Here is a 25,839-nt window from a genome sequence, read left to right on the forward strand (position 1 = left end):
TAATAAAAAAGGGGTCCGGTCCATGTGGACCGGACCCCTAATAAAGTCGTTAATTTCGATAAACGAATTAAGCAAGCTCTGAGAAGTACTTGATTGTACGAACCATCTGTGATGTGTAGCTGTTCTCGTTATCATACCAAGAAACAACCTGTACCTCGTACTGATCATCAGAAACCTTAGAAACCATTGTCTGTGTAGCATCGAAGAGAGAACCAAATCTCATACCTACGATATCTGAAGAAACGATTTCATCCTCGTTGTAACCGAATGACTCGTTAGCTGCTGCCTTCATAGCTGCGTTGATACCCTCAACAGTAACATCCTTCTTGTTTACTACTGCTGTAAGGATTGTTGTAGAACCTGTTGGTGTAGGAACACGCTGAGCAGATCCGATGAGCTTTCCGTTAAGCTCTGGGATAACAAGGCCGATAGCCTTTGCAGCACCTGTTGAGTTAGGAACGATGTTAACTGCTGCTGCACGTGAACGACGAAGATCACCCTTTCTCTGTGGGCCATCAAGTGTCATCTGATCACCTGTGTAAGCATGGATTGTTACCATGATACCAGACTGGATTGGAGCGTACTTGTTAAGTGCGTCAGCCATAGGTGCTAAGCAGTTTGTTGTACATGAAGCTGCTGAAATGATTGTATCATCAGCCTTAAGTGTTGTGTGGTTTGTATTGTAAACGATTGTAGGAAGATCGTTTCCTGCAGGAGCAGAGATAACAACCTTTCTAGCACCAGCATTGATGTGAGCCTGTGCCTTTTCCTTTGATGTGTAGAATCCTGAACACTCAAGAACTACGTCTACCTTAAGCTCACCCCATGGGCAATTGTTTGCATCTGGGAATGCATAAATCTTGATTTCCTTACCGCAAACGATGATTGAATCATCTGTGCAAGAAACCTCATCTGCATGCTCGTACTTTCCCTGTGATGAATCATACTTTAAAAGATGTGCTAACATCTTTGGGCTAGTTAAGTCGTTGATTGCTACTACTTCGTAACCTTCTGCACCGAACATCTGACGGAATGCAAGACGTCCGATACGGCCAAAACCGTTAATTGCTACTCTTACTGCCATTTTTAAATCCTCCTAAAGATTCTTTTAAAATATTAATTTTTCGAAGTGCCACAAAAATGCACCCCGTATGTACTACATTTTAAACAAAACCAATTTATAATTCAAGCCCAAAATGAAATTATTGTTAAAATTTTCTCAATCTGCTAGAATTAGCGTCAAAAGGAGGCAGAATTATGTTTTGGGACAATCACATGCACAGTAATTTTTCAGGGGATTCCAAGGCCGAACCCATTGATATGATAAACGCAGCTCGCGCAAAAAAACTTCGAGGTATCACCTTCACAGACCATATGGATTTGGACTATCCTCCTAAATATGGCTTTTTCGAACTTGACCCCTACAGCTATTACGAAGCGCAGCACAGGCTTGCTATAGAACAATCTAATGATAGCTTCACAGTATTAACCGGAATTGAGCTTGGGATTCAGCCACATATTGCAGCTGACATATATAAGGTAGCTAAAGATATTCCTTTCGACTTTATAATAGGAAGTACTCATCTCATTGATAAGCAGGATCCATATTTTGATACCTTTTGGGAATCCGGAGATGCGAAGCAGCTTCTCACCCGCTACTACGAATGTGTTTTAGAGAATATTACAGCATTTACAGACTTTGATACTGTCGCACATTTAGATTACGCCTTTAGATATGCAAAGGATCCTAAGGTAAAAGAAGATACCCACCAGCCTTACTTTGAAATTGTTGATGAGATTCTTAATAAGATAATAAAGATGGATAAATCACTGGAAATAAATACTGGCGGTCTTAGAAAAGGGCTGGCAAATCCTAATCCTGCATTATCCATCGTAAAACGATACCATGAGCTTGGTGGAAAAATGATAACCCTTGGCGCTGATGCCCACGAACCAGCTCACGTTGCTGCAGATTTTGAAAAGCTTCCTGATATGCTAAATACCTGCGGCTTCAAAGAATTTATGGTTTACAAAAACAGAAAGCCTGAAGCTTATCCTCTATAGGAAAAGCTCAGGCTTTTTTATCGTCCTATTCTATTTGTTGTCTGCATCGAACTTCAAAAGTGAATTTACAAGTTCCTCGCAGATTTCCAGCTCTGACTTATTATCTGTCTCAATAATAATATCAGCTGCTGCCATATATTTTTCACGGCGCTTCAGCATAAGCTCCTCGATAAATTCCACATTTTTATTATTCTCAATGAGTGGTCTGTCGTGACTGTCCTTAACACGATCAAGGATTGTCTCAGGCTTTGCAGTAAGAAGAACAACACGACCATTCTTCTTCATTTCTACCACATTGCACTCTCGCATTGGAGTACCACCGCCGCAGGAAATAACTACATTATGCTTTGTCTGCATCTCCTTCAAAAGATTAGTTTCAGCATTTCTAAAATGTTCCTCGCCATATACCTCAAAAATATCAGAGATGCTCATTCCCTCTCTCTCTGAGATAACCTGATCCATTTCCACCACATCCATGGCAAAGCATGTGCTGAGGTAATCAGATATAGTAGTCTTACCTGCTCCCATGAAACCAATTAGTACAATATTGTAATTAAAAAGATGTCTTGCCTGAATACGCTTAGAGTTTTCAACAATACTCTTAAAAACATTTTGTACTTCCTTGCCGTGACGCTTTCCTTCAAGACTGGCCTTTAACCAATTCTCGCGCTTTTCATCCTGCTCCGGCTGTAATATCTGAAGACCATTAGCTTCCTTATAAGCCATAATCTCTTCAACAATGCTATTTCTCATTAAAAGCGCATTTAATATTATCTCATCATTCTGTCCTAAGTGTTCACGTAACATCTTTAATTGGTCCATAACAGCTTCTCCTTCACTTTAGTGCTTTAAATTGTAACACTAATATTAACAAAAAAACAGACAGATTGAAACCCATAATTTCAATCTGTCTGTAATTATATCAGATTATATCTTAAAGAAACTCATGCTTCTCAAGAACCTTAATAATATCACGGCCCTCTTCTGTTCCCTCAATGATACGACGAGCACGCTTAGAATCGCCAATGTTGTAAATTTCAACATCAGTATCAGCAAATGCCTCTTCAAGATCATTGATGATAGGTGTGTTAGCTCTCATACCAAGACATACGAAACCATAATCGAAGTTGATGTTCTCGATATTGCCCTCTGGAGTCTTAACGATAAACTTGTCGTTGCAAACTTCCTGAAGAGCAGTATTTGTCATCTGACGAACATTGTACTTCTTCATCTTAGCAGCTGTATCACACTTAGTAATAGGATCAAGACCATTACCGATGATTGGAAGCATCTCGATGATAGTAACCTCGCAACCTCTCTCTGTAAAGAATTCCATTACATCAAGACCTACGGCGCCACCACCAACTACAGCAACCTTCTTACCCTTCATATCCTCTGGGTAATCATTGATTCTTTCGATCATCTTGATAACTGTAGCTACATTAGAATCTTCCTTGTCTACAAGATCCATAAGACCTGTAATTGGAGGAAGTGTAGGATTTGAACCTGTAGCATTAACAATAATATCAGGCTTTAATCCCTTAACCTGCTCTACTGTAGTGTCGTTGTCTGTGAATACAAACAGATTCTTGAGCTTGCTAGCACGGTTAATCATGTACTTAGGGAAATCAGCAAGTCTCTTCTTATCAGGAATCTTAGAAATCTGAACAGAAAGACCTCCAAGCTCATGCTTCTTCTCAAGAAGGAAAGTAGTACATCCTACCTCAGCTGCTGTACAAGCTGCCTCAAGACCAGCAGTACCACCACCGATTACAACTACGTTGCAAGGCTTATTGATTTTTCTCTTATAATATTCATCATTTGCATTAACTGCAGGGTTAACTGTACATCTGATTGGAATATTAAGACCAATTCTGTGACCAGCGCAACCAACGTTACAAGAGATACACTTTCTAAGCTCGTCTTCTCTATTGAACTCTACCTTATTTACCCAAGCTGGATCTGCGATAAGTCCACGACCCATACCGATGATATCTGCGTCGCCCTTCTCAAGAATTTCCTCAGCGACCTTAGGATCACGAATATTCCCCATTGTTACACATGGCTTACCATATTTTTCCTTAACAGCCTTTGCCATGTATGAACGCCATCCATCTGGAAGATAATTTGCATCAATCTGGTACTGTATAGAACCATTAAGACCAGCTGAAACATCAAACACATCAACCTCTTCCTGGAAATACTGAAGATAATCTAAGGTATCCTCAAGAGTGTTACCACCTTCCATAAATTCGTCAGCAGAAATACGAACAAAGATTGGGAAGAATGGCCCCACCTGCTTTCTAACCTCTTCGATAACAAGCTTTGTAAAACGAGCTCTGTTCTCTGCAGAACCGCCAAACTCATCTGTACGCTTATTAGTTGTAGGTGAAAGGAACTGGCTAAGAAGATATGAATGACCTGCATGAATCTCAACGCAGTCGAAGCCGGCTGTCTGAGCACGCTTTGCAGCCTCACCATACTTCTTAACGATCTCATAAATCTCTTCCTTCTCAAGTGGACGTGGAGTCTCTCCGCCAGCCTTTGAAGGAATATCAGATGCTGAAACTGGCTGCATACCTGTACGTGCAGAAACAGCTGATGCACCTGCATGGTTAATCTGGATACCTACGCAAGCACCGTGCTTGTGCATTCTCTCAGTAAAATACCATAAACGTGGAATGTAATTGTCGTGATCAATTCTTAGCTGAGTTGTACCATTTGAACCCTGTGGTGAAAATACGCTGGCATTTTCTACCATTAAAAGACCTGTGCCACCTTTAGCACGCTGCTCATAATAATCGATATGCACAAAAGTCATCTCGCCATTCTGATCACCATAGTTTGTTCCCATTGGTGTCATCATAACACGATTCTTAAGTGTCATACGACGAATTGTAAGTGGTTCAAAAATGTGTGGATACTTAGTTTTCATAATTTAGACGCTCCTATTAAATAAACAATTATTTACGTAGAGCTATTCAGAATTTAAAAAAAGCGGGCATGCTTCTTATAATAGAAGTATAATCCCGCTTTAACTAATAAATCCAATGCATTTTTTGCAAATTATTAATGCATTGAGTGTACTAATATAAAATCTATCATACGCTGAACCGCTGGCATTTGGTATCTTCCTTTTATGTATGCCATGTAAACAGTGTGTGAAACGTACTGTTCTGTTGAAAGCTTCCTTATAGTAACATCCCCTCTATGTATAGAAGTTACATCTGCAACCAAAGCTATTCCAAAGTCCGCCGCAACTAGGGAAGCAATGCCATTTTCATCAGGTGATTCGCAAATAAAATTAGGTTCAACATCATTATGAGTAAAGAAATCTCTGGTAAGTCGGCCTAAACCTGAGTTTCTTGTATAGCCTAACACAGGATACTTAGAAAAAGCGCTGGCATCAATCAGATCACACTCTTCCAGAGGATGTCCCTTTGGCATAATAACCACCAGCTCCTGTTGCATAACAGGAATAAACTTAATATTAGGCTCATCTTTAACAAAGGAACCAAATATAATATCGTAATTACCCGCCTTTAAGCCTTCTATATTTCTAGAGGTAATATCCTGATGGAAGGTAAAGGTGACAGCCTGATTCTTCTCTTCTAATAAGAAGGCTCTGCACATATTAGGAATAAAGGACCCAGCAAGAGGAGCCACATAGGCAAGATCAATGTGTCCTCCAGAACCTGATAGCTGATGCATCTTTCTATCACACTGATTTACTTCTCTAAGAATCTTATCAACATGCTCAAAAAAGATATCCCCAGTTTTTGTAAGCACAACATTTCTACCTGTCTTTTCAAACAGAACAACTCCAAGCTCGCTCTCTAATGAACCAATGGAACGACTCAAAGATGGCTCCGATATATGAAGCTTCTCTGCTGCCTGGTTGAAATGCTGTAGCTTAGCTGCCTCATAAAAATACGTGAGTTGATTTAATGTCATATTGGACTCCTTTTCATAGTTCATTCATAAAACTGCACAATTTGTTCACAATTAATTCGTTCTATATGTCTAATAATACCACAATCAGTACATTTATGCTATTAATTCTACGCAATATAAGTATTGGAAGTTTTCTATTAATACATTTACAATAATATACATAGAGACTGTTAAGAATTTAACAATTTAACTAGCGGGCACTGTTAAAATCAAAAATTCTTAATAAACACTTTTGGAGGAAATGAATAATGGCAGAAAGAATCACTGGCCACACCGAGCTCATCGGTCTTATGGCCTATCCAATCAGACACTCTAGCTCACCAGCTATGCACAACGAGGCTTTTGCTTACCTTGGTCTCGATTATGCATATCTCGCATTTGAGGTAGATAACAGCACACTTGAGGACGCAGTTAAGGGACTTAGAGCTCTTAAGCTTGTTGGCTCGAACGTATCAATGCCAAACAAGACTGTTGTTGGACAGTATCTTGACAAGCTCTCTCCTGCTGCTGAGCTTTGCGGTGCTGTAAACACTATTACAAACGAGAATGGTGTTCTTACAGGTCACATCACAGATGGTATTGGTTACATGCAGTCACTTAAGGATTACGATATCGATGTAATCGGAAAGAAAATGACTATCGTTGGTTGCGGTGGTGCTGGTACAGCAATCCAGATTCAGGCAGCTCTTGATGGCGTTAAGGAATTATCTATCTTCAACATCAAGGATGCATTCTGGGACAAGGCACAGGAGACAGTTGACAAGATCAACGACAGAACAGATTGTAAAGCAACTCTTTACGATCTTGCTGATAAGGATGCTCTTAGACGCGAAATCGCAGACAGCTACCTTCTTGCAAACGCAACAGGAATGGGTATGAAGCCTCTCGAGGGTCAGACATGGCTTCCAGATACTTCTTATCTCCGTCCAGACCTTATCGTTACCGATACTGTTTATGCTCCAGCTAAGACAAAGTTCTTAGAGATGGCTGAAGAAGTTGGATGTAAGAAGATGAACGGTCTTGGCATGATGCTCTTCCAGGGCGCTGCTGGTTTCAAGCTTTGGACAGGTCAGGATATGCCAATCGAACATATGAAGGAAGTACTTGGAATTAAGTACGAGTAATCAAATTGATTTCATATTAAATAATGAAAGGAAATCTCATGGGAACAAATTCAAAAGCAAAATATTATCCTGCAGCTTTAATTCTTTATTTGAACTACTTCATTCACGGAGTAGGCTGCTCAATTCTTGGACAGTCAGTTATCAAAGAGGCTCTCGCTACTAGCTGGGGCGTTGAGGTAATGTCAATCACAGCTATTTCAGCTGCACTTGGTCTCGGAAGACTTATCGCTCTTCCATTCGCTGGACCTCTTTCTGATAAGCTTGGTCGTCGTATCTCTGTAGTTATCGGTGGTTGCTCTTATGCAATCTACGTTATCGGTCTTGCACTTGCCTTCAATGCAGGTACAAACGGTGGTTACCAGATTGCTTATATCTGCGCTATCATCGGTGGTATTGCTAACTCTTTCCTTGATACTGGTATTTACCCAGCTGTTGCTGAAATCATCAGCGATGCTCCAGGTATTGCTACAATGGGTATCAAGTTCTTTATCGCAATCTCACAGATGCTTCTTCCATTCTTCCTTGGAATGACAGTTGCAACAAATGCTGCTGGCTTAGTAAGCTACAACAGACTTTTCTATATCTGTGGTATTGGATACATTATTTTAGTAGTACTTATCTTCATCCTTCCACTTCCAGATTCAGATGCAGCTGCAGCTGAAAAGAAGGAAGGACTTATTGCAAGCTTAAAGACAACTCACTTCTCTATTGAGTCAATTGCAATGATTCTTATCGGTTTCACATGTACAGGTACATTCCAGTTATGGCTTAACTGTGCACAGAACTACGCTAAGACAAATGTTGGTTGGGAAGATCCTTCAATCATGCAGACTTTCTACTCAACAGGTACAATCCTTGCTCTTATCGTTACATCTATTCTTACACGTAAGATTAAGGACGTACGTTTCATCGTAGTTTACCCTATCATTTGCCTTGCTACATTAATCCTTGTACTTATGGCACCATCACAGGGTATGATGAAGGTCGCAGCTTTCGCTATCGGCTGGGCTGGAGCAGGCGGACTTCTTCAGATTGCTACATCTGTATGTAACATGCTCTTCCCTAAGATTAAGGGTACAGTTACAGCACTTGTTATGATTGCTTCATCACTTTGCAACTACACAATCCTTACAGCAGCTGCTGCTATGACACCATCAGGCGTTATGGTTATGAACATTGTTCTTACAGCTATCGGTGTTGTTCTTGGTATCTTCGTAAACTTAAGATATACTAAGATGGTAGAGGCAAATTCATAAACACACTAATTTAGAGGGATATATTATGAATACTGTAAAAATTAGAAACGTAGTACTTGGCGAGGGCGTTCCAAAGATTTGTGTACCTATCGTTGGTAAGACAAAGGACGATATCCTTGCTGCTGCAAATTCCTTCAAGGGAGTTGCTCACGACGTTGTAGAATGGCGTGTTGACTGGTTCGATGGCGTTTTCGAGTTCGATAAGGTAGAGGATGTCCTCAAGGACCTTAGAGTTGCTTTAGGCGACACACCTCTTCTCTTCACTTTCAGAACTTCAAACGAAGGTGGCGAAAAGTCTATCGAGAAGGATGCATACGCTACACTTAACAAGAAGGCTGCTGCTACTGGTCTTGTAGATTTAGTAGACGTTGAAGTCTTCACCGGTGATGATATCGTTAAGGATATCGTTGCTGAGGCTCACAAGAATAATGTTAAGGTTGTTGCTTCAAACCACGACTTTGATAAGACACCTGACAAAGACGATATCGTTTCAAGACTTCGTAAGATGCAGGAGCTTGGAGCTGATATTCCAAAGATTGCAGTTATGCCTACTTGCCGTAAGGATGTAGTTACACTCCTTAGCGCAACTCAGGAAATGGCTGACAATTACGCTGACCGTCCAATCATTACAATGTCAATGGCTGGCACAGGTCTTGTAAGCCGTCTTTGCGGCGAAGCTTTCGGTTCAGCACTTACCTTTGGTGCTGTTGGCAAGGCTTCTGCTCCTGGTCAGATGAATGCTTCTGATCTTTCAACAATACTTAATCTTATACATGGTTCAATGTAATCATTAAGCATTTATAGGGCAATTTGTGTAAATGCACAAATTGCCCTATTGAATTATAAGGGGACTTAAAATCACATGAAACGTATCTTTTTCTTTATAGATGAATATCTCGAAGAGTTTATCATGGTTGTTCTTCTCATCGGTATGAGTGTCATAATGGGCATCCAAATCTTTTGTCGCTATATCTTAGGCGCCTCACTCTCATGGTCTGAAGAAATCACCCGTTACTTATTCATTTGGTCTGCATTTTTAAGTGTGAGTCTATGCACAAAGAAATGTATTTCCATCAAAATTGATCAGTTTATTCGCGCTTTTAAGCCTAGAGGCAAGGCGTTATTTAAGGTATTAAACCTTACAATTGAATTTATATTTTTCGTTTATCTCATTCCATTTTCATATCGTTATTTGGTATCGACTATTGAAAGCGGTCAGGTATCTCCTGCCTGCGGAATTCCTATGTACTTTGTGCAGTCAGCACCACTTGTGTGCTTTACACTTTGCGCCATCAGAATACTAGAAAGATGGTTCCTTGAGTGGCACAATGTCATCCATCGTAAAGAATTAAAAACATGGCCTTCTCATCTCAAGCAGATAGAAGAACGTGAACAACACAGAATCGAAATGAATGCTCTCCTTGCTAAGGGGAATTTTAATAAAGAAGTACTTGAAAACACTAAATCTAAAGAAGGGAGAAAGAAGAAATGAGTGCATTAACCGTACTTATCTTATTTGCTTTGTGCTTAATTATCGCAATTCCTGTTTCTATCTCCCTTGGAATAGTTGCAGTGTTGCCTGGAGCTTTTGATCCTTCCTTTACAGCCAGTGCAAGCTATGTTATTCGCTCTATGGTTGGAGGAATTGATAGCTTTCCACTTTTAGCAGTTCCAATGTTTGTGCTTTCTGGAATCATCATGGCTCACGGACAGATTTCAAAGAAGCTCTTTGATGTATTCTCATATTTCATTGGAAAGAAAACAGCAGGTGTCCCTTGTGCAGTTATCATCACCTGCCTGTTCTATGGCGCCATTTCCGGCTCCGCTCCAGCTACTGTTGCAGCCGTCGGTTCTATGACCATCCCTCTTCTTTTAGAGATGGGCTACGATAAGAAGTTCTCTACAGCAATCGTTGCTGTTGCTGGCGGTCTTGGAGTTATTATTCCTCCAAGCATACCTTTTATTATGTATGCTATGGCATCTGGCCAGTCTGTAAGTGATTTATTTATAGCCGGAATTATTCCAGGACTTTTAATTAGTGCACTGCTTATGGCCTATGCATATTTCCATTGCAAATTGGTAGGCGAGGACAAGGAAAAAATTAATGCAGAAATCGATGCACTTCACGCAAAAGGCTTTGGCGCAATCTTCAAGGAAAGCTTTTTTGCAATCCTCAGTCCTATTATTGTTTTAGGCTGTATCTATGCAGGGATAGCTTCCCCTACAGAAGCTGCTGTTATTTCTGTATTCTACGCACTTATTGTCAGCCTCTTCATCTACAAGACAATCCACGTCAGAGACATTTGGAACATCTTTGTAGAGGCTATGAAGACCTATGCTCCAATCCTTTTCATTTTGGCAGCATCAACCGCCTTCTCAAGAGTGCTTACCCTTATGCAGGTACCTCAGACAGTCAGCGCTTACATCCTGGATAACTTTACAAATAAGATTATCCTATTACTGGTAATCAACCTGTTCCTTCTTCTTGTTGGAATGGTTATGGATACAACACCAGCAATCCTCATCTTATCTCCTATCCTTCTGCCTATCGTAACAGCAGTTGGAATGAACCCAGTTCATTTTGGTATCATGATGGTTGTTAATCTGGCTATAGGCTTCGTTACACCTCCAATCGGTGTTAACCTTTTTGTTGCAAGTTCACTTACAGATGTTCCTGTTGTTGATATTGCAGCAAAAGCGCTACCTATGATTGCTATGTTTATTATCGCTTTATTGCTGATTACTTTTATTCCTGGAATCAGTTTGGTTTTAGTTTAGGAGGATGATATGAAATTCAAACGAATTATTGCTCTTTCTACAATTTTTATATCAGCCCTTAGTCTTTGCTCCTGTGGCAAATCGTCGGAGGTTCAGACTTATGCCTGGCCTCTTGGTACTTCAAGTCCAGAGGACACCGTTACACAAATTTACGCTGAGAAATTCGCCGAGGAAGTCTACAGACTCAGCGATGGTCAGATGGTTATTCAGGTTTATCCTAACAGCGTTTTAGGCGGTGACAGAGAGCTTTTAGAATCATGTAAAGATGGCGACATTCCATTTGTCGTACAAAATACTGCTCCACAAGTAACATTCCTACCTGACGTTGCAATATTTGATATGCCATGTATGTTTGGCACAATAGATCAGGTTCGCAGCAAAGTAGATGATCCTAAATTCATGACAGAAATATCTCAGGTGTATTTGGATGGCGGATATCAGCTGCTAGGCTACGCAGATCAGGGATTCAGAGTTATGACCACCAACAAACCGGTCAAAACTATTAATGATTTCAAAGGTCAAAAAATCCGTACCATGGAAAATTCCTACCATTTGGATTTTTGGAAGGCACTTTCAGCCTCTCCTACTCCAATGACCTTCTCTGAGGTTTACATTGGATTACAGCAGGGTACCATCGATGCTCAGGAAAATCCTTATGAAGTTATCGTATCCAACAGACTATACGAACAACAGGATTACGTAATAGAAACAAACCACCTGCCTCATCTTATTTCTCTTATTGTAAGTGATGATTTTATGAATGAGAGGACTCCAGAGGAGCAGGAAATACTAAAGGAGGCTGCTGCTACCGCTACTAAGTATGCTAGACAGCAGTCAGATGACAGAATCGCCTCCAGAGTGGCTACGATCGAAGAATCAGGTACACAGATAATACCCCTCTCCGATGAAATGAGAAATGAAATACAAAAGCTTAGTAAACCTGTATATGACAATATAAAATCAAATGTAGCCCCTGAGCTGTATAACATTTATACAGAGGGCATCTTGAAGAACTAATAATACTCAATTTCAGGAGACAGATATGAATCTATCGATTCATATCTGTCTCTTTTTTTAACTATTATAATCTATTGCATTTATTCCCCTTTAAACGTCACACAAATCCAGTGAATTTGCTAGTTTTTTACAAACACATGTGATATTCTTTTTAGTGTGGGCAAAAAGTTACTTTTTGTAATGTAACGTTACATTTTAATGTGAATCTATATAAATCGTTACAAAAAGATTTCGTGTCCATTAATTTTTAGGTATAAGAGGGAAAATAATGTCAAACGTAACAATCAATGTTAAAGAAGTAACAACATTTGAAGAGGCAGAAAACGATATCTTAGAGTTCAAGGATACTTACTTCCTTAGAGCTATCACAGACGATGACAACAGAAAGTCATTCATTGAAAAACATCTTGAAAATGGCCATTTTCTGGCTGAATACCACGACGAAAAGCCAGTAGGATTCTTCAGCTTCTACTGCAACGACACAGATTCTAAAATGGCTTATATTACATCTTTGGCACTTAAAGATGAACTTGGATTTTTAAAAGGAAAAACTCTTATAAGACTGTTGAATACAGCTTTTGATATTGGAAAGAAAAACGATATGGAGACTGTACGTCTCGAAGTTGAAAAGGACAACGAAAAAGCTATTAAGCTATATAAGCATTTTGGCTTCAAGGTTGTTCCATCAGAAAAAGAAGAAACTTATTACATGGAAATGAAATTGGCGGATTATAAAATCTAATCCGCCAACTCTAAAGCCCTCGGGCTTTTTGCTTTATTCTTGTTAATGTATTATCTATTGATTTCTCTGGTTTATCGAGCTTTATTGCAATTTCTTTATAATCATAATCCTGCATATAGAGCTCGAAGACCTTTTTTTCCATCGGAGATAATGCCTGCTTCAGGCGCTCTATTAAATCAAGATTCTCTTCGGCTACAATAATAAGCTCTGCCGGATCATCTGATGTAAAATTAGGCTCATCCAGCTCTCCACCCTCCTCGTCATATAAAGAAACATATGCATTAAGTGGGGAATGCTTTTTTCGATTGCTGGCTTCGATAGCCTTTATCATCTGCCTGTCTATACAAAGCTGGGCAAAATGAAAAAATGTAACATCTGAGTTGGTATCATAATCTCCTATGGCACCAAAAAGACCTATCATTCCTTCCTGAATAAGGTCCTCATTCTCCCCACCAATCAAAAAATATTTCTTGGAAAGCTTTAAAACAAGCGGCTTATATTTTTCGCAAATATAATTAACAACAGCAACGTTTCCTGACTGATAGCTTTTCACAAGCTCCTCATCAGTAAACTTAGCGTACTCTTCTCTCAGGTCCATCTTTAACCCCCGTAGGAATTATTTTGCTTTGTTGATTCTCTGTCTAACAACCTCATATGCCAATACACCGCAAGCAACACTGGCATTAAGTGAATCGATATCTCCATACATAGGAATGCTGGCAACCATATCACAGTTCTTCTTAACAAGATCTGAAACGCCGTGACCTTCGTTACCAATAACAAGACCAATTGAGCCTGTAAGGTTGAGGTCGTACATAGTAGTGCCACCCATATCTGCGCACACGAACCACATCCCCTGTTCCTTAAGCTCTTCCATAGTCTTGGAGATGTTTGTAACCTTAGCTACTGGAGTGTAATTGATAGCACCTGCAGATGCCTTTGCAACGGTAGCTGTAAGGCCTACAGCACGATGCTTTGGAATAACCACACCATGAGCGCCAGCCTGATTTGCTGTACGGATGATAGCGCCTAGATTGTGTGGATCCTCAATGTTATCAAGGATGATAAGGAATGGATCCTCACCCTTCTCTCTTGCTGCTGCCAAAATATCATCAAGCTCTGCATAATCATAGCTTGCTGCATAAGCAATAACACCCTGATGCTTTCCTGTCTCTGAAAGCTGATCAAGACGCTCCTTCTTAACGAAGCTTACAACTGTGTCCTTGCTCTTTTTTGCCTCTCTGAGGATAGTCTGAACAGGGCCATCCTTGCAGCCTTCAAGCACAAACAATCTGTCTATAGTTTTTCCTGAGCGAAATGCCTCTAATACGGCGTTACGCCCTTCTACAATTCTACTTTCTTCCATATTTACTCCAATATATCTAATTCCAAACGTTCAATACCGCGGTTTACCAATTCACAGATTCTATCCATATCTCCAGTGAGATAAAGATAACCCATAACAGCCTCAAAGCCTGTGGCCTCCAGATAATCCATAGTGGTGGCATTCTTAGCCTTTGTGTGTGGCTTTGAATTGCGACCCCTACGATACCAGTCGGCCTCTTCCTCTGTAAAATCCTCCATGAGAGCAGCTGCCATCTTTGCCTGTGTAGGCGCCTTTACCACAGAGCTGGTTCTCTGATGAAGCTTGTTGACTGCAGTATTACCCTTATTAACAAGGATAGAACGAATCACCACATCAAAAATAGCATCGCCTATGTAAGCAAGTGTCAGTGGTGAGTAAGTTCTTATATCCTTTGGTTCAATGTTAAATTTGCTATTTAAATATTCATTTAAACTAGCTTCCATACTACTCCTTCACGAGTATCCTTAATTTCTACACCCTTTGCTAAAAGCTCATCACGGATAGCATCTGCTGTAGCAAAATCCTTTGCCTTTTTAGCCTCTGCACGACGAGCGATAGCATCGTTAATAAATGCTTCAAGCTCAGCATCAACATTGCTTCCTGCTTCTGAAAGAGCCTTAGCATGACCAATCAAATCAAGAGAAAGAACTCTGTCAAAGCTCTCTACAAGAGCAAGCTTTGTAGCATCATTTGTATCTGCCTTTAATGCATCATAAAGGATTGTGATAGCCATAGAAGTATTCAAGTCATTTGAAACTGCCTCGCAGAACTTCTCCTCGAATTCCTTCTTAACTGCCTCGTCAACAGCACCCTCTGCCTTAAGCTCAGATACTCTCTTAACAAGCTTATTATAAGCCTGAACTGTGTTATCAAGATTGTCCCAAGAGAATACAAGTGGCTTACGATAGTGTGACTGTAAGCAGAAGAATCTGTAAACCAGTGGATCGTAACCCTTCTCCTGAAGAACAGAAACTGTAAGGATAGCGCCCTTTGACTTAGACATCTTTCCTGACTGATCATTAAGGTGATTGCTGTGGAACCAGTAATTGCACCACTTATGGCCAAGATAAGCCTCTGACTGAGCAACCTCATTTGTGTGATGTGGGAAGATGTTATCAACGCCACCGCAGTGGATATCCATGTACTCACCAAGATGCTTCATAGAAATGCATGAGCACTCGATATGCCAGCCTGGGTAACCAACGCCCCATGGGCTATCCCACTTAAGAGCCTGGTCCTCGAACTTAGACTTTGTAAACCAAAGAACGAAGTCTGTCTTGTTCTTTTTATTTGTATCCTCTTCTACATCATCACGTACACCAACCTCAAGGGCTTCCTTTTCAACTGATGATGAGAATACGTAGTAATCCTGAAGCTTGCTTGTGTCAAAGTATACATTTCCACCAGCAACATATGCATAGCCCTTCTCGAGAAGAACCTCTACCATATGGATGAATTCTGGAATGCAGTTTGTAGCAGGCTCCACTACATCTGGACGCTTGTTTCCTACTGCATCAAAGTCCTTGAAGAAGGCATCTGTATAAAACTTTGCAATCTCCATAACTGTCTTGTGCTCACGCTTTGCGCCAGCAACCATCTTATCTTCGCCTGTATCAGCATCGCTTGAAAGGTGTCCTACATCTGTGATGTTCATAACACGCTTTACATCGTAACCAGCGTACTCTAAAGACTTAATAAGTGCATCCTGCATGATATATGTACGGATGTTTCCGATATGTGCGAAATGATATACTGTAGGGCCGCAGGTGTACATTGCAACCTTGCCCTCTTCGTTTGGCTTAAAAACCTCTACCTCTCTTGAGGCAGTATTGTAAAACTTAAAATCCATTTTCATTACTCTCCTTTATTTCTAGCGCAACCCCCGCATGTCTCGCAGCTTCGTCCGCTGTCAAATACTACATTGCTTCCATCATAAAACTCATAAAGCAAACAGACAGCCTGTGCGCTAATTCCCTCTTCTCTACCAGTGAAGCCAAGATGCTCCTCTGTAGTAGCTTTAATATTAACCTGATCCACATCGATGCCAAGACATCGTGCTACATTTTCCTCCATCTGCTCGATGAAAGGACGAAGCTTTGGTTTCTGTGCAATAACAGTGGCATCTACATTTCCAACAACATAGCCCTTATCCATAACAAGCTCACGAACCTCTTCTAAAAGCTTCATGGAATCAGCACCCTTGTACTTAGGATCTGTATCTGGAAAATGAGCCCCAATATCCTTCAACCCTGCTGCTCCGAGAACAGCATCAGAAATAGCATGTAAAAGTACATCTGCATCTGAGTGACCTAAAAGACCAAGTGTATGGTCGATTTTTACGCCGCCAATAATAAGGTCTCTGCCCTCTACAAGCTTATGTACATCATAACCTGTTCCTATTCTCATATCTATCTCCTATCTTATCCTTTTTAAAAGAAAGTATAGTTTCCCATAATCTAAGAAATTCTAACATAAAATCAGGCCTAAGACAATGTCCTAGGCCTTGATAATTATTATCATTCTTTTTTATCTTCCTCTGAATAGCTTGGGCCTGTATAGCCTGCAGTCTTTGTAATTGAAGCTGCCTTACCAGCTTTCTTCTCCTTTAGCTTCTTAGGAGTTTTTCCCTTCTTTTTAAGAATAAACAATACAATACATGCTATTACTACCGCACCTATGGCATATGGCAATACATAAACAATGACAATTACCAGCCCCTGAAGGAAGCTGACAAAGCCTGACAAGGAATCTCCTATTGCCTCTGTGAGACGATTCCAGAATGTGTCAGCCTTGATTTCTGTATAGGTGACAACCTCCTCAACATTGATAGAGATTGTGCAGTAATCCACCTGATTATCGTATACACGAAGCTGAGCAGTATAATTCTCTATCTGATACTGAACATCATTAATTCTGTCCTCTATCTGAAGAAGCTCTTCAACAGTCTGTGCGTTCTGCTCAAGCTCCTCAAGGCGCTTTAGCTTTGTCCTAAGGCTCTTAAGTCTTGCCTGTGCATCCACATAACTGCTTGTAATATCCTCCACGTTTTCACTGGTAGAGGTTACAGAGCCTATGTCGCCAATACTCTCCATGAATTTCTGATAATTTGCAGCTGGAATACGCGCTGTGAAGCTTGCTCTTCTACCACCGTATTCCTGAGAGCCTGATACTGCCGAATCCTCGTAATAGCCCTGATTTGACTGTACAAAATCCCTTATGGCAGCTATATCATCATCAAACTTCTTTGTCTCAATACTAATATGAGATCTGTATACCTTCTTTCTGCTTGTGTCATATTCAGTATCTTCATCCAACTCTGGCTCTTCTGGAGACTCAGCCTCCATGGATTTTTCTTCAGCATAGCTTTCATCATAGGAGTCAACATAGTTTGACCCTTCGAGATTCCCATCAAAGCCCCCTGCATCATAATCTGCTGTTTCAGTGGTTGCAAAAGATGATGTAGATGCAGAGTCCGCTCCTCCGCAACCAGTAGTTATCATCGTTACCGAAATAAATAGTGCAAGAAAACCTACAATTTTTCGCTTCATTATTCACCCCTCCCAAACTAGTTGTAATACATGTATCATACATCATATAGCCACATTTCACAAACTCTATGGCAAAAAAGCTGGGACCCAGGCAAGAACACTGGGTCCCTAAAGGAGGATTTATAAAATAAACAAGAGATTAAACTATTTGATTACAAGACGCTTTGCGCCTTCAGCTGCAAGTGGGCTTCGAACAGTCTCGCTTTCATCAAAGGTAACCTGTGCACAAAGCTTTGAGCCCTTCATTCTCTCTGAAGCAAATGTAAGACCATTATTCTTTCTATCAAGCTTAGGAGAATCAATCTGGTCTGGATCTCCAAGAAGAACTACCTTAGAGCCCTTGCCTGCTCTGGTAATAATTTCAAGAATCTGTCCAATTGTGCAGTTCTGTGCTTCATCCACTATGATAAAAGAATTAACAAGAGAACGACCTCTCATGTAAGCCAGTGAACAAATCTCGATAATACCTGTTTCAAACATGTCCTCTATTTGGAGCTTAACCTGTTCCTTCTCTTCATTTTGCCCTTTGAGAAGTACCTGCAGGTTATCCATAAATGGTGCAATAAGAGGAGTCATCTTTTCTTCCAAATCACCAGGAAGGAATCCCAAATCGTTATCTGAAAGAGTATTGCTTCGGGTAATCATGATTCTGTCGTAGCCGTTGTGGTAATATCCCTGAAGTCCTGCTGCCAGTGAAAGGAAAGTCTTAGCCGTTCCTGCACTTCCCTTTAAAATAACAAGTGGTAAATCCTCTGGATGTGCCAGCAAAGCATATAAAGCAAATCGCTGTCCTACATTTCTAGGCTGACAGTATGGAGTGTAGTAGTCTCTGTCCTTTAACAGGTGCCATCCGTCTTCCTTAAAGGTGTAGAGGGCTGAATTACTTCCGTCTCTACAAATACCAAATTCATTTTCTAAGAATCCCTTATTAAATGGACTCTCTATATCTTCCGGTGTGATATCCCTTCGTCCTGTATAGTTCTCACTGTCAAGAATCATCTCGTTGTGATAGCCCTGTACTACACAGCCACACATTGTTGCATTGATTCTCATTGAAATATCATTTGTAACTAATATAGTTTCTAAGTCTGATTCCTTAGCTATGCCAAGTACACCATTTATTATTCTGTTGTCAGGTTTGTCTAGCGAATACTCAGCTGGAACCAGCTTCTCAAATTCAGATTCTTTGGCGATTTTAAAGGTACCGCCATTCAGCATTGTAACTCCACTCGCATAATCTCCCTCAATTGATTCGATGTTTCGAATTGACTCTCTGGCGCCATAGCCCACCTCAGCAAAGGCTGTCTTCTTGGAATCAAGTTCCTGAAGAGTTGTGGTGGTGATAATAACATTGTTATCATCAAAACCAAATAACGCAGTAGGACAATGGATCAGAATGTTGGTATCAAGGACGTAATTTTTCTTCATATGGGGTCACACTCCTTACCTATTAAATTTTAAAAAACAAGAGCTTCTGTACCTAATATATCGACCGTATAGAAGGTAGTTTTTATAATTTAATTCTATCTTATTTGCATAATAAGTTCTACAACATTTTGTTGTTTTTTATGACAATTATGTGAAAAAAGCCCTGTATATTGTTATTTTGAATAACAACATACAAGGCTTCTTAAAATCTGTTTATTATTACAAACGTCCCACCAAAAGTAAACCTGCAAGACCATAATATGTTACCACTGCAACCAAATCATTTACTGTGGTAATAAGTGGACCAGAAGCTACTGCTGGGTCTACCTTAATCTTGTGGAAAAAGATAGGAATAATTGTACCGATGAAGCTTGAAACAATCATTGCCACAAAAAGTGAAAAACCAACAATGCCAGATACACTGAAGGCAGCGTACCATGCGTAGGCCTTAAAACCATGAAGATATACTGCAACAAATACAAAGGCAAGTAATCCTAAAATTAGTCCGTTGGTACCTCCAACTCTCATTTCCTTAAGAACGAACTTTGCTTTTTCTACTCCAGAAATTTCCTCATCCATAAGAACTCGGATGGTAACAGCCAGAGACTGTGTACCAACATTTCCGGCCATATCCAAAATAAGAGACTGGAACACTACTACAACTGCTACTGAGGCTACAACGCCTTCAAAGATACCAATAACAGAGCTTGTCACAAGCCCTAATCCTAAAAGTAATAAAAGCCAAGGAATACGCTTTTTAATACTTTCAAACAGCGACTCGTTTAAATCTTCCTCTGCTGTCAAACCAGCCAACTTAGCATAGTCTTCACCCATCTCATCATCAACGGCCTCGATGATATCCTGAGATGTGATTACACCGATGATTTCATCGTTTGGATTAAGAACTGGAATAGAATCCTCTGCGTAATCCTTTAACATTTCGATGCTATCTGAAATAGATGCATCAGCCTGAACGCTTGGGTAGCTGTGGCTAATGATGTCTGTAAGAGGAGTATCAGCTCGGGCGAGAATTAAATCTCTAAGCTCAATGGCTCCACAGTATTTGTCGTTATCATCCACTACATAAATAGTGTTGATATTGTCATTATCCTGAGACTGGGTAATCAGAGCTCGCATCGCCTGCTTTACAGAAAAGTTTTCTGCAATAACGATGAAGTTCGTAGTCATCATGCTACCGATTTCATCTTCATCGTAAGAATTAATCAGTCGAACGTCTGCAGATGCGTCCTCATCCATCAATTCGATAAGCTTTTCTCTCTGCTCCTCATCATCGATGTCTTCCAAGGCATCAACCGCATCATCGGCGTCCATGTTTTCAAGGACGTCAGCCGCCTGCTCTGGTGTAATCTCAGTTAAGTATTCTCCTACATCCTCGATGTAAGGGAAAATTTCAGACAGGAGCTCCGCACCTAAGATGCCGAAAAGTCTTTGTCTGTCTTCAGTTTCAAGAGACTCGTATGCTTCAGCGATATCATTTTCATGATAATCATCCAACGCCTCAATCATCTGCTCCGCACTCATATTTGAGCGCAGTAAGTCTATAATCTCCTGAATCTTGTTGTCTTCTAGTAAGTCTTTTGTTTCCATAGTTTCGTTTGAACTATAGGCATAAAAAAGTCACTGAATATGTAATTGCAAAAACACAAAAAGGAAAACTGCCCGATTAGTATAAGAAAAGAGCAGCTGCAAAATAGTTACATAATCGCCCGTGACTGTCGGATTTATCCATAGCTGCTCTCCTTTCGTTTTAATTGAATATATTATAGATATTAACAAAAAAACTTTAACACAAAAATTTAGTTTTTGCTACCCTATAAGCAAAGTTTTTCTACCATTTTTCTGTCATAGACAACAGACTCCACTTTGTCCACTTCTATTTGATACAAAGCATTTGCTGCAAGATGTTCTGCCGCCTGCTCCACATTTCTGATACCTGTAGAAATAACAAATTTCTCCATAACAGCATCAAGTCCATCCTCTGTAACCTGGCATTCCTCGTCAGCCATTCCCATTCGCTTTAAAACCTTTGGAAGTGAAAATCTTCTGAATATCTCCTTCTTCTCCTGAAGAGAATAATCTGGAATATCGATAACTGCAAAACGAGACATAAGTGGAGCTGAAATATCGGCTTTTACATTTGCTGTGGCAATTGGGTATACGCCCATTGTAGGAATCATGCACTCCATATAATTGTCTGTAAAGCCAAGGTTGTCAAGAAGTGTAAGAAGAACATCGGCAGGATTACCATTGCCCTTACCTGAATTTGCCTTATCAAGCTCGTTTATTATGAATACAAGGTTGCTGGTACCTGAATTTGCAAAAGCCTCCATGATGATACCTGGTTTTGCGTTTGAATATATTCTTGAGCTTCCTGTAAGCTGCTCCGGGTCGTTTATAGAGCTCATATCAAGAGTTGTCCATGGAAGCTTTAGGATTCTTGCTACCGCATATGCGATTTGAGATTTTCCAACTCCTGCAGGACCGCAAAGAAGCAAGCCATAGCTGGGCAAAGTATGGGTGCGGTTCACCTGAATTACTGTCTCCATGATTCTCTGCTTTACAGACTCCAAGCCGTAAAGCTCTTCATCCAAAATTCTTCTTGCTTCTACTGGATCAATGGCTTCAAAATAATCACTCTTCCAGTGGATACCTGTCATTATAGAAAGTGCTCTCTGAGCATGACGGCGCTCCTCGATTGTAACCTCAGCTGACTTCGCAACGGCAAGATTGCGACGAGCCCATAGTCTGATGTTGTCAGGGAAAGTTCTTCCGGCACAGGTAATGAAATCAGTAATTGACTGGATGCTGGTAAGCTTCATATCATCGCCATCTTCTGCATCTTCATCATCCAGTTCCTCTTCGGAAGGGGCATTAGAAGCAAAAAGGCGCTCCATCATAAACTGCAAAAAGCCATCCTCTGAAGAAAGCTTACCGTTACCTGTCGCAGTTTCTCTGATTTTGTAAACTGCATATCCCTCTGCTATATTGGCACCTGAAAGTCTCACAGGAATATGATTCTCTCCCAGCCATCCAATAAGGCTGACAAAGCGAGAGTCCACCCTCAGAATATCAGTAGAAATAACGCCATTATCTGTTTCGTATTCGAAGCTGCTTCTGGAAATCGGATTAGTGAACGTTCCATTTGTATGGTGCTTCATTACCCCTGCCTTATCTGCCAAAACCAAAATTGGCTTTTCAGCAGATGCCACCGGCTCGTCCGAGCGAAATGTAGTGTATGTCACCACAGCTTCCTTTTTCTCTTTCTCATCATTAGCAAAATCAAACACTGGCATAATCCTTCTCCCTTTCAACTATTACGCTTTATTTGACTTTCATTCTAGCAGAACACTTTAGTGCAGTAAAGTGTATAAGTAAAATTTAAGAGCCACCAGAAGCTTCTGAATGACTCTCATATCATCTTATAAGTATTTCTTCTGCTCAGTAAAGCCTCGACCCTTTACCTCAGATACACGGCTGACAATAATGAAAGCCTCAGGGTCGATTTGGTGTACAAGACGCTCAGCCTTCGCCAGCTCTCTTGTGGAAACAATTGAAAGACAAATCTCTGTGTCCTTGCCAAGATAGCCTGTGCGACCGTACATAACTGTAACACCACGGTCCACATCCTGAAGGATGGCACGACGTATTTCATCACTCTTCTTGCTGACAATCTTTATCTGAGTCTTAGCTTTTCCAAGAATCAAGGTCTTATCCAAAGTCATGGTGTAAATAACCACCAGGATAATGCCGTAAAGCACTAATCTGTGATCAGTAAAAATAGCCTGAACACCAAGAATTATAATATCGCACACCCACATTACGCCTGAAATAGATGTACCGAAAAACTTATTCATAACGATTGGTGGAATATCCATACCACCGGTAGATGCACCAGTTCTGATTACTATTCCAAGGCTGGCGCCAATAAGTAATCCACCAAAAACCGTGCACAAAACTATATCATCAACAGGCTCATAATGAGATGCAATGATTTCTGCAATATGAATCTCTACTGGTAAACAAAATGTGGAAAGTAAGGTGTTGGCTGCGAAGCGACGTCCCATAACGCGCCAACCAACTAGAAATAGAACCGTGTTAATAACAAACACAGCATAAGAAGTTTTGATTCCCCACATATGGTGAACAAAAAGAGCTAAACCTGTACCACCACCTGTAATAAGTCCTGATGGCTCTACAAAGAATGCCACCCCAAGGGCATACAAGAATAGTCCCGCAATTACGATTAATCCTGTCTTAATTATCTGTTTCATTAAGTGTCTCCATACATTATTCTCTTTAACACAACAAAACAGATTGTACATCATCTGCGGACATTTGTCAGCACACCACGGTAACGCGTTAGCAGACTAAAGTGTTTGCCACCACACTAAAAAAGCTGGTTACTGTCACAAGCCATCCTTACTACTTATCAAACCCTAGGAAATGCATACGGCCATCCTGAGTTTTTACTTCGTGTTGAGGCTTTTCGCCTACGTCAGGATTGAAGAAAACTCCCTTGAGGCTATTTGTGCGATTTCGGATGCAGTCCGGACAGTAGCGTCCATATCGAATACTGCAACCACAGGTTTCGCATTTGATGTATACACTGCTTCCCTCAGGAATTTCTAAGCGCCCCTCCCTGAGCATTCCATTTACCAGCTCAATAGGGACTCCCGTATTATCAGAGATTACAACGGCAGGTGCTGCGCCGTGCTCATCTATATAGTCCTTGATGCGACCGAAATCATCTATTTCCTGATTGCCACACTCATAGCACTCATAATAGCCTCCACCAATGTAACTTAGTCGCCCTTTACATTTCGAACAGCGGGTCGGCTTACGCTCAAGGAACTCCTTTTCAAATTTTTCTATATCTTCCTTTTTCCCCATAAATACACCTGCTAATTATTTTTCGCTTTATAGGTCAAAATCTACAACGCTGTCATCAAGTGGAACTATATCTTCGGGTGCACCACCCTCCAAGCCTTCACGGATAAGCTTCCAGTTTTTTAAAAACCAAACCGTCTGTGCTGGATGCTTGTATAGGGAAAGCATCTGTGCCCCCTCATATTTGAATGGATAAGTAACCGGAAGACTGGTTGGTCTTGATGTTGTAAAAAAGATAACGTGTCTATATTCTTTCTTTATAATCGCCTCTGGAGTCGTACAGTAAAAAATACAATCATTGTGCTCTGGAGCATAGACAAAATTCATTTTTGTCTGCTCTACCTCCATCGGCTCCATTCCATCCACAAAGAAATCCCTCTGACGGGCTTCCTTCATACCTTCGTCTGTAGCAGCTTCATCCCTGGCAGCCTTAACGGCTTCCTTCCACTTTTTCGCCTCCAAAGGATTCATGAGACCTGCAAAGAATCTGTCTTCCTGTTCTACTCTCTCTTGATCCTCCTCTGATTCACTAGGATCAATTGTGGTCTTCAGCCAATAATTTATAGTATTGAGATGTTTGTTAAGCTCTTCGATATGAGGCGCGTAAATCCTATCCAGATTTACCATTCCCTGCCAATACTCCTGAAACTGCTGTTGTGCATCTCTCCTGGCATTTTTTCTAAGAAAATGAATAGGCAAACCTATTAAAAGATTTATCGCTGCTAGTAAAACTACAACATTAACTGTAAACCAATTCATATCAGCCCCCGATGTTAACGAATAATGAAATTATAAACCACCACGCCTAGCAATATAATTAAAAGAGCGGTGTTAAACTGTAATACCACAATCAACTTATCTACACTCTCTTTATTGGCAGCCTTCAGCTTTGCACTTATATCCTTTGTCGCTGTGTCCAGCTGGGTCTTTATTGGTGCATCATAGTCCAAGGAACTTTGAAGCTTGGTAATCTTTTTATCCAGCTCAATTATCAGCTTCTCCATTTTTCGTTGATTATCTTCTATTGCATTAATGAAATTCTTATCATCCTCCTGTAAGGAATCTAGTGCTTTTTCAAGTGCGTGCACACGTCCCTGGAGTCTGTCGATTTCTTCTCGGATAGCCTCCTCACTCATGCCCACATATCTGCGGCTGAAAATAGACTTTCCCTTGTATTCTTCCGCCATTTTGTTCTCCCTTTATTTGTAAGTATAATTCAACCACTATATTATATACTTGTCTAAATTCTATCACTTTATCCCCATAATTGTATAGTCAAGTCACAAAAAAGTCACCCTTTGCAGGGTGACTTCAGAGTGTAGACAAAGAGGATGCTGCAAAACTAAAATTTTGCAGCATCCTTTCCTTTTTTCTAAGATTATATTTTGATTTTTGTGTAAAAAGGCCTTCCTTTAGGCCATTTTCAAATCCCATTCTTGCTGTATTTTTGCCAGTTTCTTTAAATTCATACACGCAAAGGTAAGCGCGACTTTCATTATCATGCGCGCCTTACCATACATCTGTGTATATCTAAAACCATGATTCTCTTTAGCTGTTCCAAAGATTCTTTCAATGGTTTCTTTTCTGTGAGAGTATAAATCTTTCATACCTAAGGTATGTCTTATGTCTTCACATGTTTCCATGTATTCTTCCC

General features: G+C 40.5%; 25 protein-coding genes and 1 pseudogene. 8 read left to right on the plus strand and 18 right to left on the minus strand.

What is annotated here, in order from left to right; translation table 11 throughout:
* Window positions 1-67 precede the first annotated feature (67 nt).
* Window positions 68-1,084, minus strand: a complete 1,017-nt coding sequence (gap, locus tag BMZ41_RS02815) for a type I glyceraldehyde-3-phosphate dehydrogenase (RefSeq protein ID WP_090165741.1) — start codon at window positions 1,082-1,084, stop codon at window positions 68-70.
* A gap of 173 nt (window positions 1,085-1,257) precedes the next feature.
* Here gap and BMZ41_RS02820 point away from each other — a divergent pair, with 173 nt between their 5' ends.
* Window positions 1,258-2,064, plus strand: a complete 807-nt coding sequence (locus BMZ41_RS02820) for a histidinol-phosphatase HisJ family protein (protein ID WP_090526778.1) — start codon at window positions 1,258-1,260, stop codon at window positions 2,062-2,064.
* A gap of 30 nt (window positions 2,065-2,094) precedes the next feature.
* Here the strand turns inward: BMZ41_RS02820 and BMZ41_RS02825 are convergent, their stop codons facing one another.
* The 3 genes from BMZ41_RS02825 to BMZ41_RS02835 all read right to left on the minus strand — a co-directional run bounded on the left by BMZ41_RS02825 (window position 2,095) and on the right by BMZ41_RS02835 (window position 6,018).
* The gene (locus BMZ41_RS02825; protein WP_090165737.1) at window positions 2,095-2,886 is read right to left on the minus strand and encodes a shikimate kinase; all 792 of its coding nucleotides are present in this window, start codon (window positions 2,884-2,886) and stop codon (window positions 2,095-2,097) included.
* Window positions 2,887-2,998: 112 nt separating this feature from the next.
* Window positions 2,999-4,999, minus strand: a complete 2,001-nt coding sequence (locus BMZ41_RS02830; protein WP_090526779.1) for an oxidoreductase — start codon at window positions 4,997-4,999, stop codon at window positions 2,999-3,001.
* Window positions 5,000-5,133: 134 nt separating this feature from the next.
* A complete protein-coding gene (locus BMZ41_RS02835; protein ID WP_090526780.1) occupies window positions 5,134-6,018 on the minus strand; it encodes a LysR family transcriptional regulator in 885 nt (294 codons plus the stop codon).
* A gap of 248 nt (window positions 6,019-6,266) precedes the next feature.
* Between BMZ41_RS02835 and BMZ41_RS02840 the strand changes: the two genes are divergently transcribed.
* The 7 genes from BMZ41_RS02840 (at window position 6,267) to BMZ41_RS02870 (ending at window position 12,935) form a co-directional block, all read left to right on the plus strand.
* Entirely contained in the window at window positions 6,267-7,142 is an 876-nt protein-coding gene (locus BMZ41_RS02840) for a shikimate dehydrogenase (RefSeq protein ID WP_090165732.1), read from the plus strand.
* A 38-nt stretch (window positions 7,143-7,180) separates the two neighbouring features.
* Window positions 7,181-8,398, plus strand: coding sequence for an MFS transporter (locus BMZ41_RS02845; RefSeq protein ID WP_090165730.1), 1,218 nt, complete (start codon window positions 7,181-7,183; stop codon window positions 8,396-8,398).
* Between the two features lie 25 nt (window positions 8,399-8,423).
* Window positions 8,424-9,185, plus strand: a complete 762-nt coding sequence (gene aroD / locus BMZ41_RS02850) for a type I 3-dehydroquinate dehydratase (protein WP_090165728.1) — start codon at window positions 8,424-8,426, stop codon at window positions 9,183-9,185.
* A 75-nt stretch (window positions 9,186-9,260) separates the two neighbouring features.
* Window positions 9,261-9,890, plus strand: coding sequence for a TRAP transporter small permease (locus BMZ41_RS02855; protein ID WP_090526782.1), 630 nt, complete (start codon window positions 9,261-9,263; stop codon window positions 9,888-9,890).
* Complete coding sequence (locus BMZ41_RS02860) at window positions 9,887-11,176, plus strand: TRAP transporter large permease (protein WP_090526784.1); 1,290 nt, start codon at window positions 9,887-9,889, stop codon at window positions 11,174-11,176. Before BMZ41_RS02855 ends, BMZ41_RS02860 begins: the two co-directional genes overlap by 4 nt.
* Before the next feature lie 9 nt (window positions 11,177-11,185).
* On the plus strand, window positions 11,186-12,193 hold the full coding sequence (locus tag BMZ41_RS02865) for a TRAP transporter substrate-binding protein (protein ID WP_090526785.1): 1,008 nt from the start codon (window positions 11,186-11,188) through the stop codon (window positions 12,191-12,193).
* A gap of 268 nt (window positions 12,194-12,461) precedes the next feature.
* Window positions 12,462-12,935: a GNAT family N-acetyltransferase gene (locus tag BMZ41_RS02870; protein ID WP_090526787.1), complete on the plus strand. Its 474-nt coding sequence runs from the start codon at window positions 12,462-12,464 to the stop codon at window positions 12,933-12,935.
* 10 nt (window positions 12,936-12,945) lie between these two features.
* Here BMZ41_RS02870 and BMZ41_RS02875 read toward each other — a convergent pair whose 3' ends face one another.
* The 14 genes and pseudogenes from BMZ41_RS02875 to BMZ41_RS02940 all read right to left on the minus strand — a co-directional run.
* Window positions 12,946-13,533: a sigma-70 family RNA polymerase sigma factor gene (locus BMZ41_RS02875; protein ID WP_090526789.1), complete on the minus strand. Its 588-nt coding sequence runs from the start codon at window positions 13,531-13,533 to the stop codon at window positions 12,946-12,948.
* Between the two features lie 18 nt (window positions 13,534-13,551).
* A complete protein-coding gene (gene rlmB / locus BMZ41_RS02880; RefSeq protein WP_090161904.1) occupies window positions 13,552-14,301 on the minus strand; it encodes a 23S rRNA (guanosine(2251)-2'-O)-methyltransferase RlmB in 750 nt (249 codons plus the stop codon).
* 2 nt (window positions 14,302-14,303) lie between these two features.
* Window positions 14,304-14,744, minus strand: a complete 441-nt coding sequence (locus BMZ41_RS02885) for a Mini-ribonuclease 3 (RefSeq protein ID WP_090526791.1) — start codon at window positions 14,742-14,744, stop codon at window positions 14,304-14,306.
* A complete protein-coding gene (cysS, locus tag BMZ41_RS02890) occupies window positions 14,729-16,156 on the minus strand; it encodes a cysteine--tRNA ligase (RefSeq protein ID WP_090165718.1) in 1,428 nt (475 codons plus the stop codon). The genes BMZ41_RS02885 and cysS overlap by 16 nt, the downstream gene beginning before the upstream one ends.
* On the minus strand, window positions 16,156-16,707 hold the full coding sequence (ispF, locus tag BMZ41_RS02895; protein WP_090526793.1) for a 2-C-methyl-D-erythritol 2,4-cyclodiphosphate synthase: 552 nt from the start codon (window positions 16,705-16,707) through the stop codon (window positions 16,156-16,158). Before ispF ends, cysS begins: the two co-directional genes overlap by 1 nt.
* A gap of 110 nt (window positions 16,708-16,817) precedes the next feature.
* Window positions 16,818-17,849 carry a DUF4349 domain-containing protein gene (locus tag BMZ41_RS02900; protein ID WP_090526795.1) on the minus strand — a complete coding sequence of 344 codons (1,032 nt, stop codon included), beginning with the start codon at window positions 17,847-17,849 and terminating at the stop codon, window positions 16,818-16,820.
* Between the two features lie 144 nt (window positions 17,850-17,993).
* On the minus strand, window positions 17,994-19,277 hold the full coding sequence (locus tag BMZ41_RS02905) for a PhoH family protein (RefSeq protein ID WP_090165709.1): 1,284 nt from the start codon (window positions 19,275-19,277) through the stop codon (window positions 17,994-17,996).
* A 219-nt stretch (window positions 19,278-19,496) separates the two neighbouring features.
* On the minus strand, window positions 19,497-20,885 hold the full coding sequence (gene mgtE, locus BMZ41_RS02910; protein ID WP_090165707.1) for a magnesium transporter: 1,389 nt from the start codon (window positions 20,883-20,885) through the stop codon (window positions 19,497-19,499).
* 224 nt (window positions 20,886-21,109) lie between these two features.
* A complete protein-coding gene (locus BMZ41_RS02915; RefSeq protein WP_090526797.1) occupies window positions 21,110-22,591 on the minus strand; it encodes an AAA family ATPase in 1,482 nt (493 codons plus the stop codon).
* A 126-nt stretch (window positions 22,592-22,717) separates the two neighbouring features.
* Window positions 22,718-23,569, minus strand: a complete 852-nt coding sequence (locus BMZ41_RS02920; protein ID WP_090165703.1) for a YitT family protein — start codon at window positions 23,567-23,569, stop codon at window positions 22,718-22,720.
* 151 nt (window positions 23,570-23,720) lie between these two features.
* Entirely contained in the window at window positions 23,721-24,188 is a 468-nt protein-coding gene (locus BMZ41_RS02925; protein ID WP_090165701.1) for a hypothetical protein, read from the minus strand.
* A 27-nt stretch (window positions 24,189-24,215) separates the two neighbouring features.
* Window positions 24,216-24,944 (minus strand): hypothetical protein, encoded by a 729-nt coding sequence (locus BMZ41_RS02930; RefSeq protein ID WP_090165700.1) that lies wholly within the window; start codon window positions 24,942-24,944, stop codon window positions 24,216-24,218.
* 14 nt (window positions 24,945-24,958) lie between these two features.
* Window positions 24,959-25,372, minus strand: a complete 414-nt coding sequence (locus BMZ41_RS02935) for a hypothetical protein (RefSeq protein WP_090165698.1) — start codon at window positions 25,370-25,372, stop codon at window positions 24,959-24,961.
* Window positions 25,373-25,615: 243 nt separating this feature from the next.
* Window positions 25,616-25,839 (minus strand): annotated as a pseudogene (locus tag BMZ41_RS02940) (transposase); the annotation flags it as partial.

It is taken from the genome of Pseudobutyrivibrio sp. UC1225 (assembly GCF_900115215.1).
In the GTDB taxonomy this organism is placed as follows: domain Bacteria; phylum Bacillota; class Clostridia; order Lachnospirales; family Lachnospiraceae; genus Pseudobutyrivibrio.

Excerpts from the sequence above, each read along its gene's own strand:
- gap (WP_090165741.1), bottom strand. The coding sequence starts at position 1,084 with ATGGCAGTAAGAGTAGCAATTAACGGTTTTGGCCGTATCGGACGTCTT.
- BMZ41_RS02820 (WP_090526778.1), top strand. The coding sequence starts at position 1,258 with ATGTTTTGGGACAATCACATGCACAGTAATTTTTCAGGGGATTCCAAG.
- BMZ41_RS02825 (WP_090165737.1), bottom strand. The coding sequence starts at position 2,886 with ATGGACCAATTAAAGATGTTACGTGAACACTTAGGACAGAATGATGAG.
- BMZ41_RS02830 (WP_090526779.1), bottom strand. The coding sequence starts at position 4,999 with ATGAAAACTAAGTATCCACACATTTTTGAACCACTTACAATTCGTCGT.
- BMZ41_RS02835 (WP_090526780.1), bottom strand. The coding sequence starts at position 6,018 with ATGACATTAAATCAACTCACGTATTTTTATGAGGCAGCTAAGCTACAG.
- BMZ41_RS02840 (WP_090165732.1), top strand. The coding sequence starts at position 6,267 with ATGGCAGAAAGAATCACTGGCCACACCGAGCTCATCGGTCTTATGGCC.
- BMZ41_RS02845 (WP_090165730.1), top strand. The coding sequence starts at position 7,181 with ATGGGAACAAATTCAAAAGCAAAATATTATCCTGCAGCTTTAATTCTT.
- aroD (WP_090165728.1), top strand. The coding sequence starts at position 8,424 with ATGAATACTGTAAAAATTAGAAACGTAGTACTTGGCGAGGGCGTTCCA.
- BMZ41_RS02855 (WP_090526782.1), top strand. The coding sequence starts at position 9,261 with ATGAAACGTATCTTTTTCTTTATAGATGAATATCTCGAAGAGTTTATC.
- BMZ41_RS02860 (WP_090526784.1), top strand. The coding sequence starts at position 9,887 with ATGAGTGCATTAACCGTACTTATCTTATTTGCTTTGTGCTTAATTATC.
- BMZ41_RS02865 (WP_090526785.1), top strand. The coding sequence starts at position 11,186 with ATGAAATTCAAACGAATTATTGCTCTTTCTACAATTTTTATATCAGCC.
- BMZ41_RS02870 (WP_090526787.1), top strand. The coding sequence starts at position 12,462 with ATGTCAAACGTAACAATCAATGTTAAAGAAGTAACAACATTTGAAGAG.
- BMZ41_RS02875 (WP_090526789.1), bottom strand. The coding sequence starts at position 13,533 with ATGGACCTGAGAGAAGAGTACGCTAAGTTTACTGATGAGGAGCTTGTG.
- rlmB (WP_090161904.1), bottom strand. The coding sequence starts at position 14,301 with ATGGAAGAAAGTAGAATTGTAGAAGGGCGTAACGCCGTATTAGAGGCA.
- BMZ41_RS02885 (WP_090526791.1), bottom strand. The coding sequence starts at position 14,744 with ATGGAAGCTAGTTTAAATGAATATTTAAATAGCAAATTTAACATTGAA.
- cysS (WP_090165718.1), bottom strand. The coding sequence starts at position 16,156 with ATGAAAATGGATTTTAAGTTTTACAATACTGCCTCAAGAGAGGTAGAG.
- ispF (WP_090526793.1), bottom strand. The coding sequence starts at position 16,707 with ATGAGAATAGGAACAGGTTATGATGTACATAAGCTTGTAGAGGGCAGA.
- BMZ41_RS02900 (WP_090526795.1), bottom strand. The coding sequence starts at position 17,849 with ATGAAGCGAAAAATTGTAGGTTTTCTTGCACTATTTATTTCGGTAACG.
- BMZ41_RS02905 (WP_090165709.1), bottom strand. The coding sequence starts at position 19,277 with ATGAAGAAAAATTACGTCCTTGATACCAACATTCTGATCCATTGTCCT.
- mgtE (WP_090165707.1), bottom strand. The coding sequence starts at position 20,885 with ATGGAAACAAAAGACTTACTAGAAGACAACAAGATTCAGGAGATTATA.
- BMZ41_RS02915 (WP_090526797.1), bottom strand. The coding sequence starts at position 22,591 with ATGCCAGTGTTTGATTTTGCTAATGATGAGAAAGAGAAAAAGGAAGCT.
- BMZ41_RS02920 (WP_090165703.1), bottom strand. The coding sequence starts at position 23,569 with ATGAAACAGATAATTAAGACAGGATTAATCGTAATTGCGGGACTATTC.
- BMZ41_RS02925 (WP_090165701.1), bottom strand. The coding sequence starts at position 24,188 with ATGGGGAAAAAGGAAGATATAGAAAAATTTGAAAAGGAGTTCCTTGAG.
- BMZ41_RS02930 (WP_090165700.1), bottom strand. The coding sequence starts at position 24,944 with ATGAATTGGTTTACAGTTAATGTTGTAGTTTTACTAGCAGCGATAAAT.
- BMZ41_RS02935 (WP_090165698.1), bottom strand. The coding sequence starts at position 25,372 with ATGGCGGAAGAATACAAGGGAAAGTCTATTTTCAGCCGCAGATATGTG.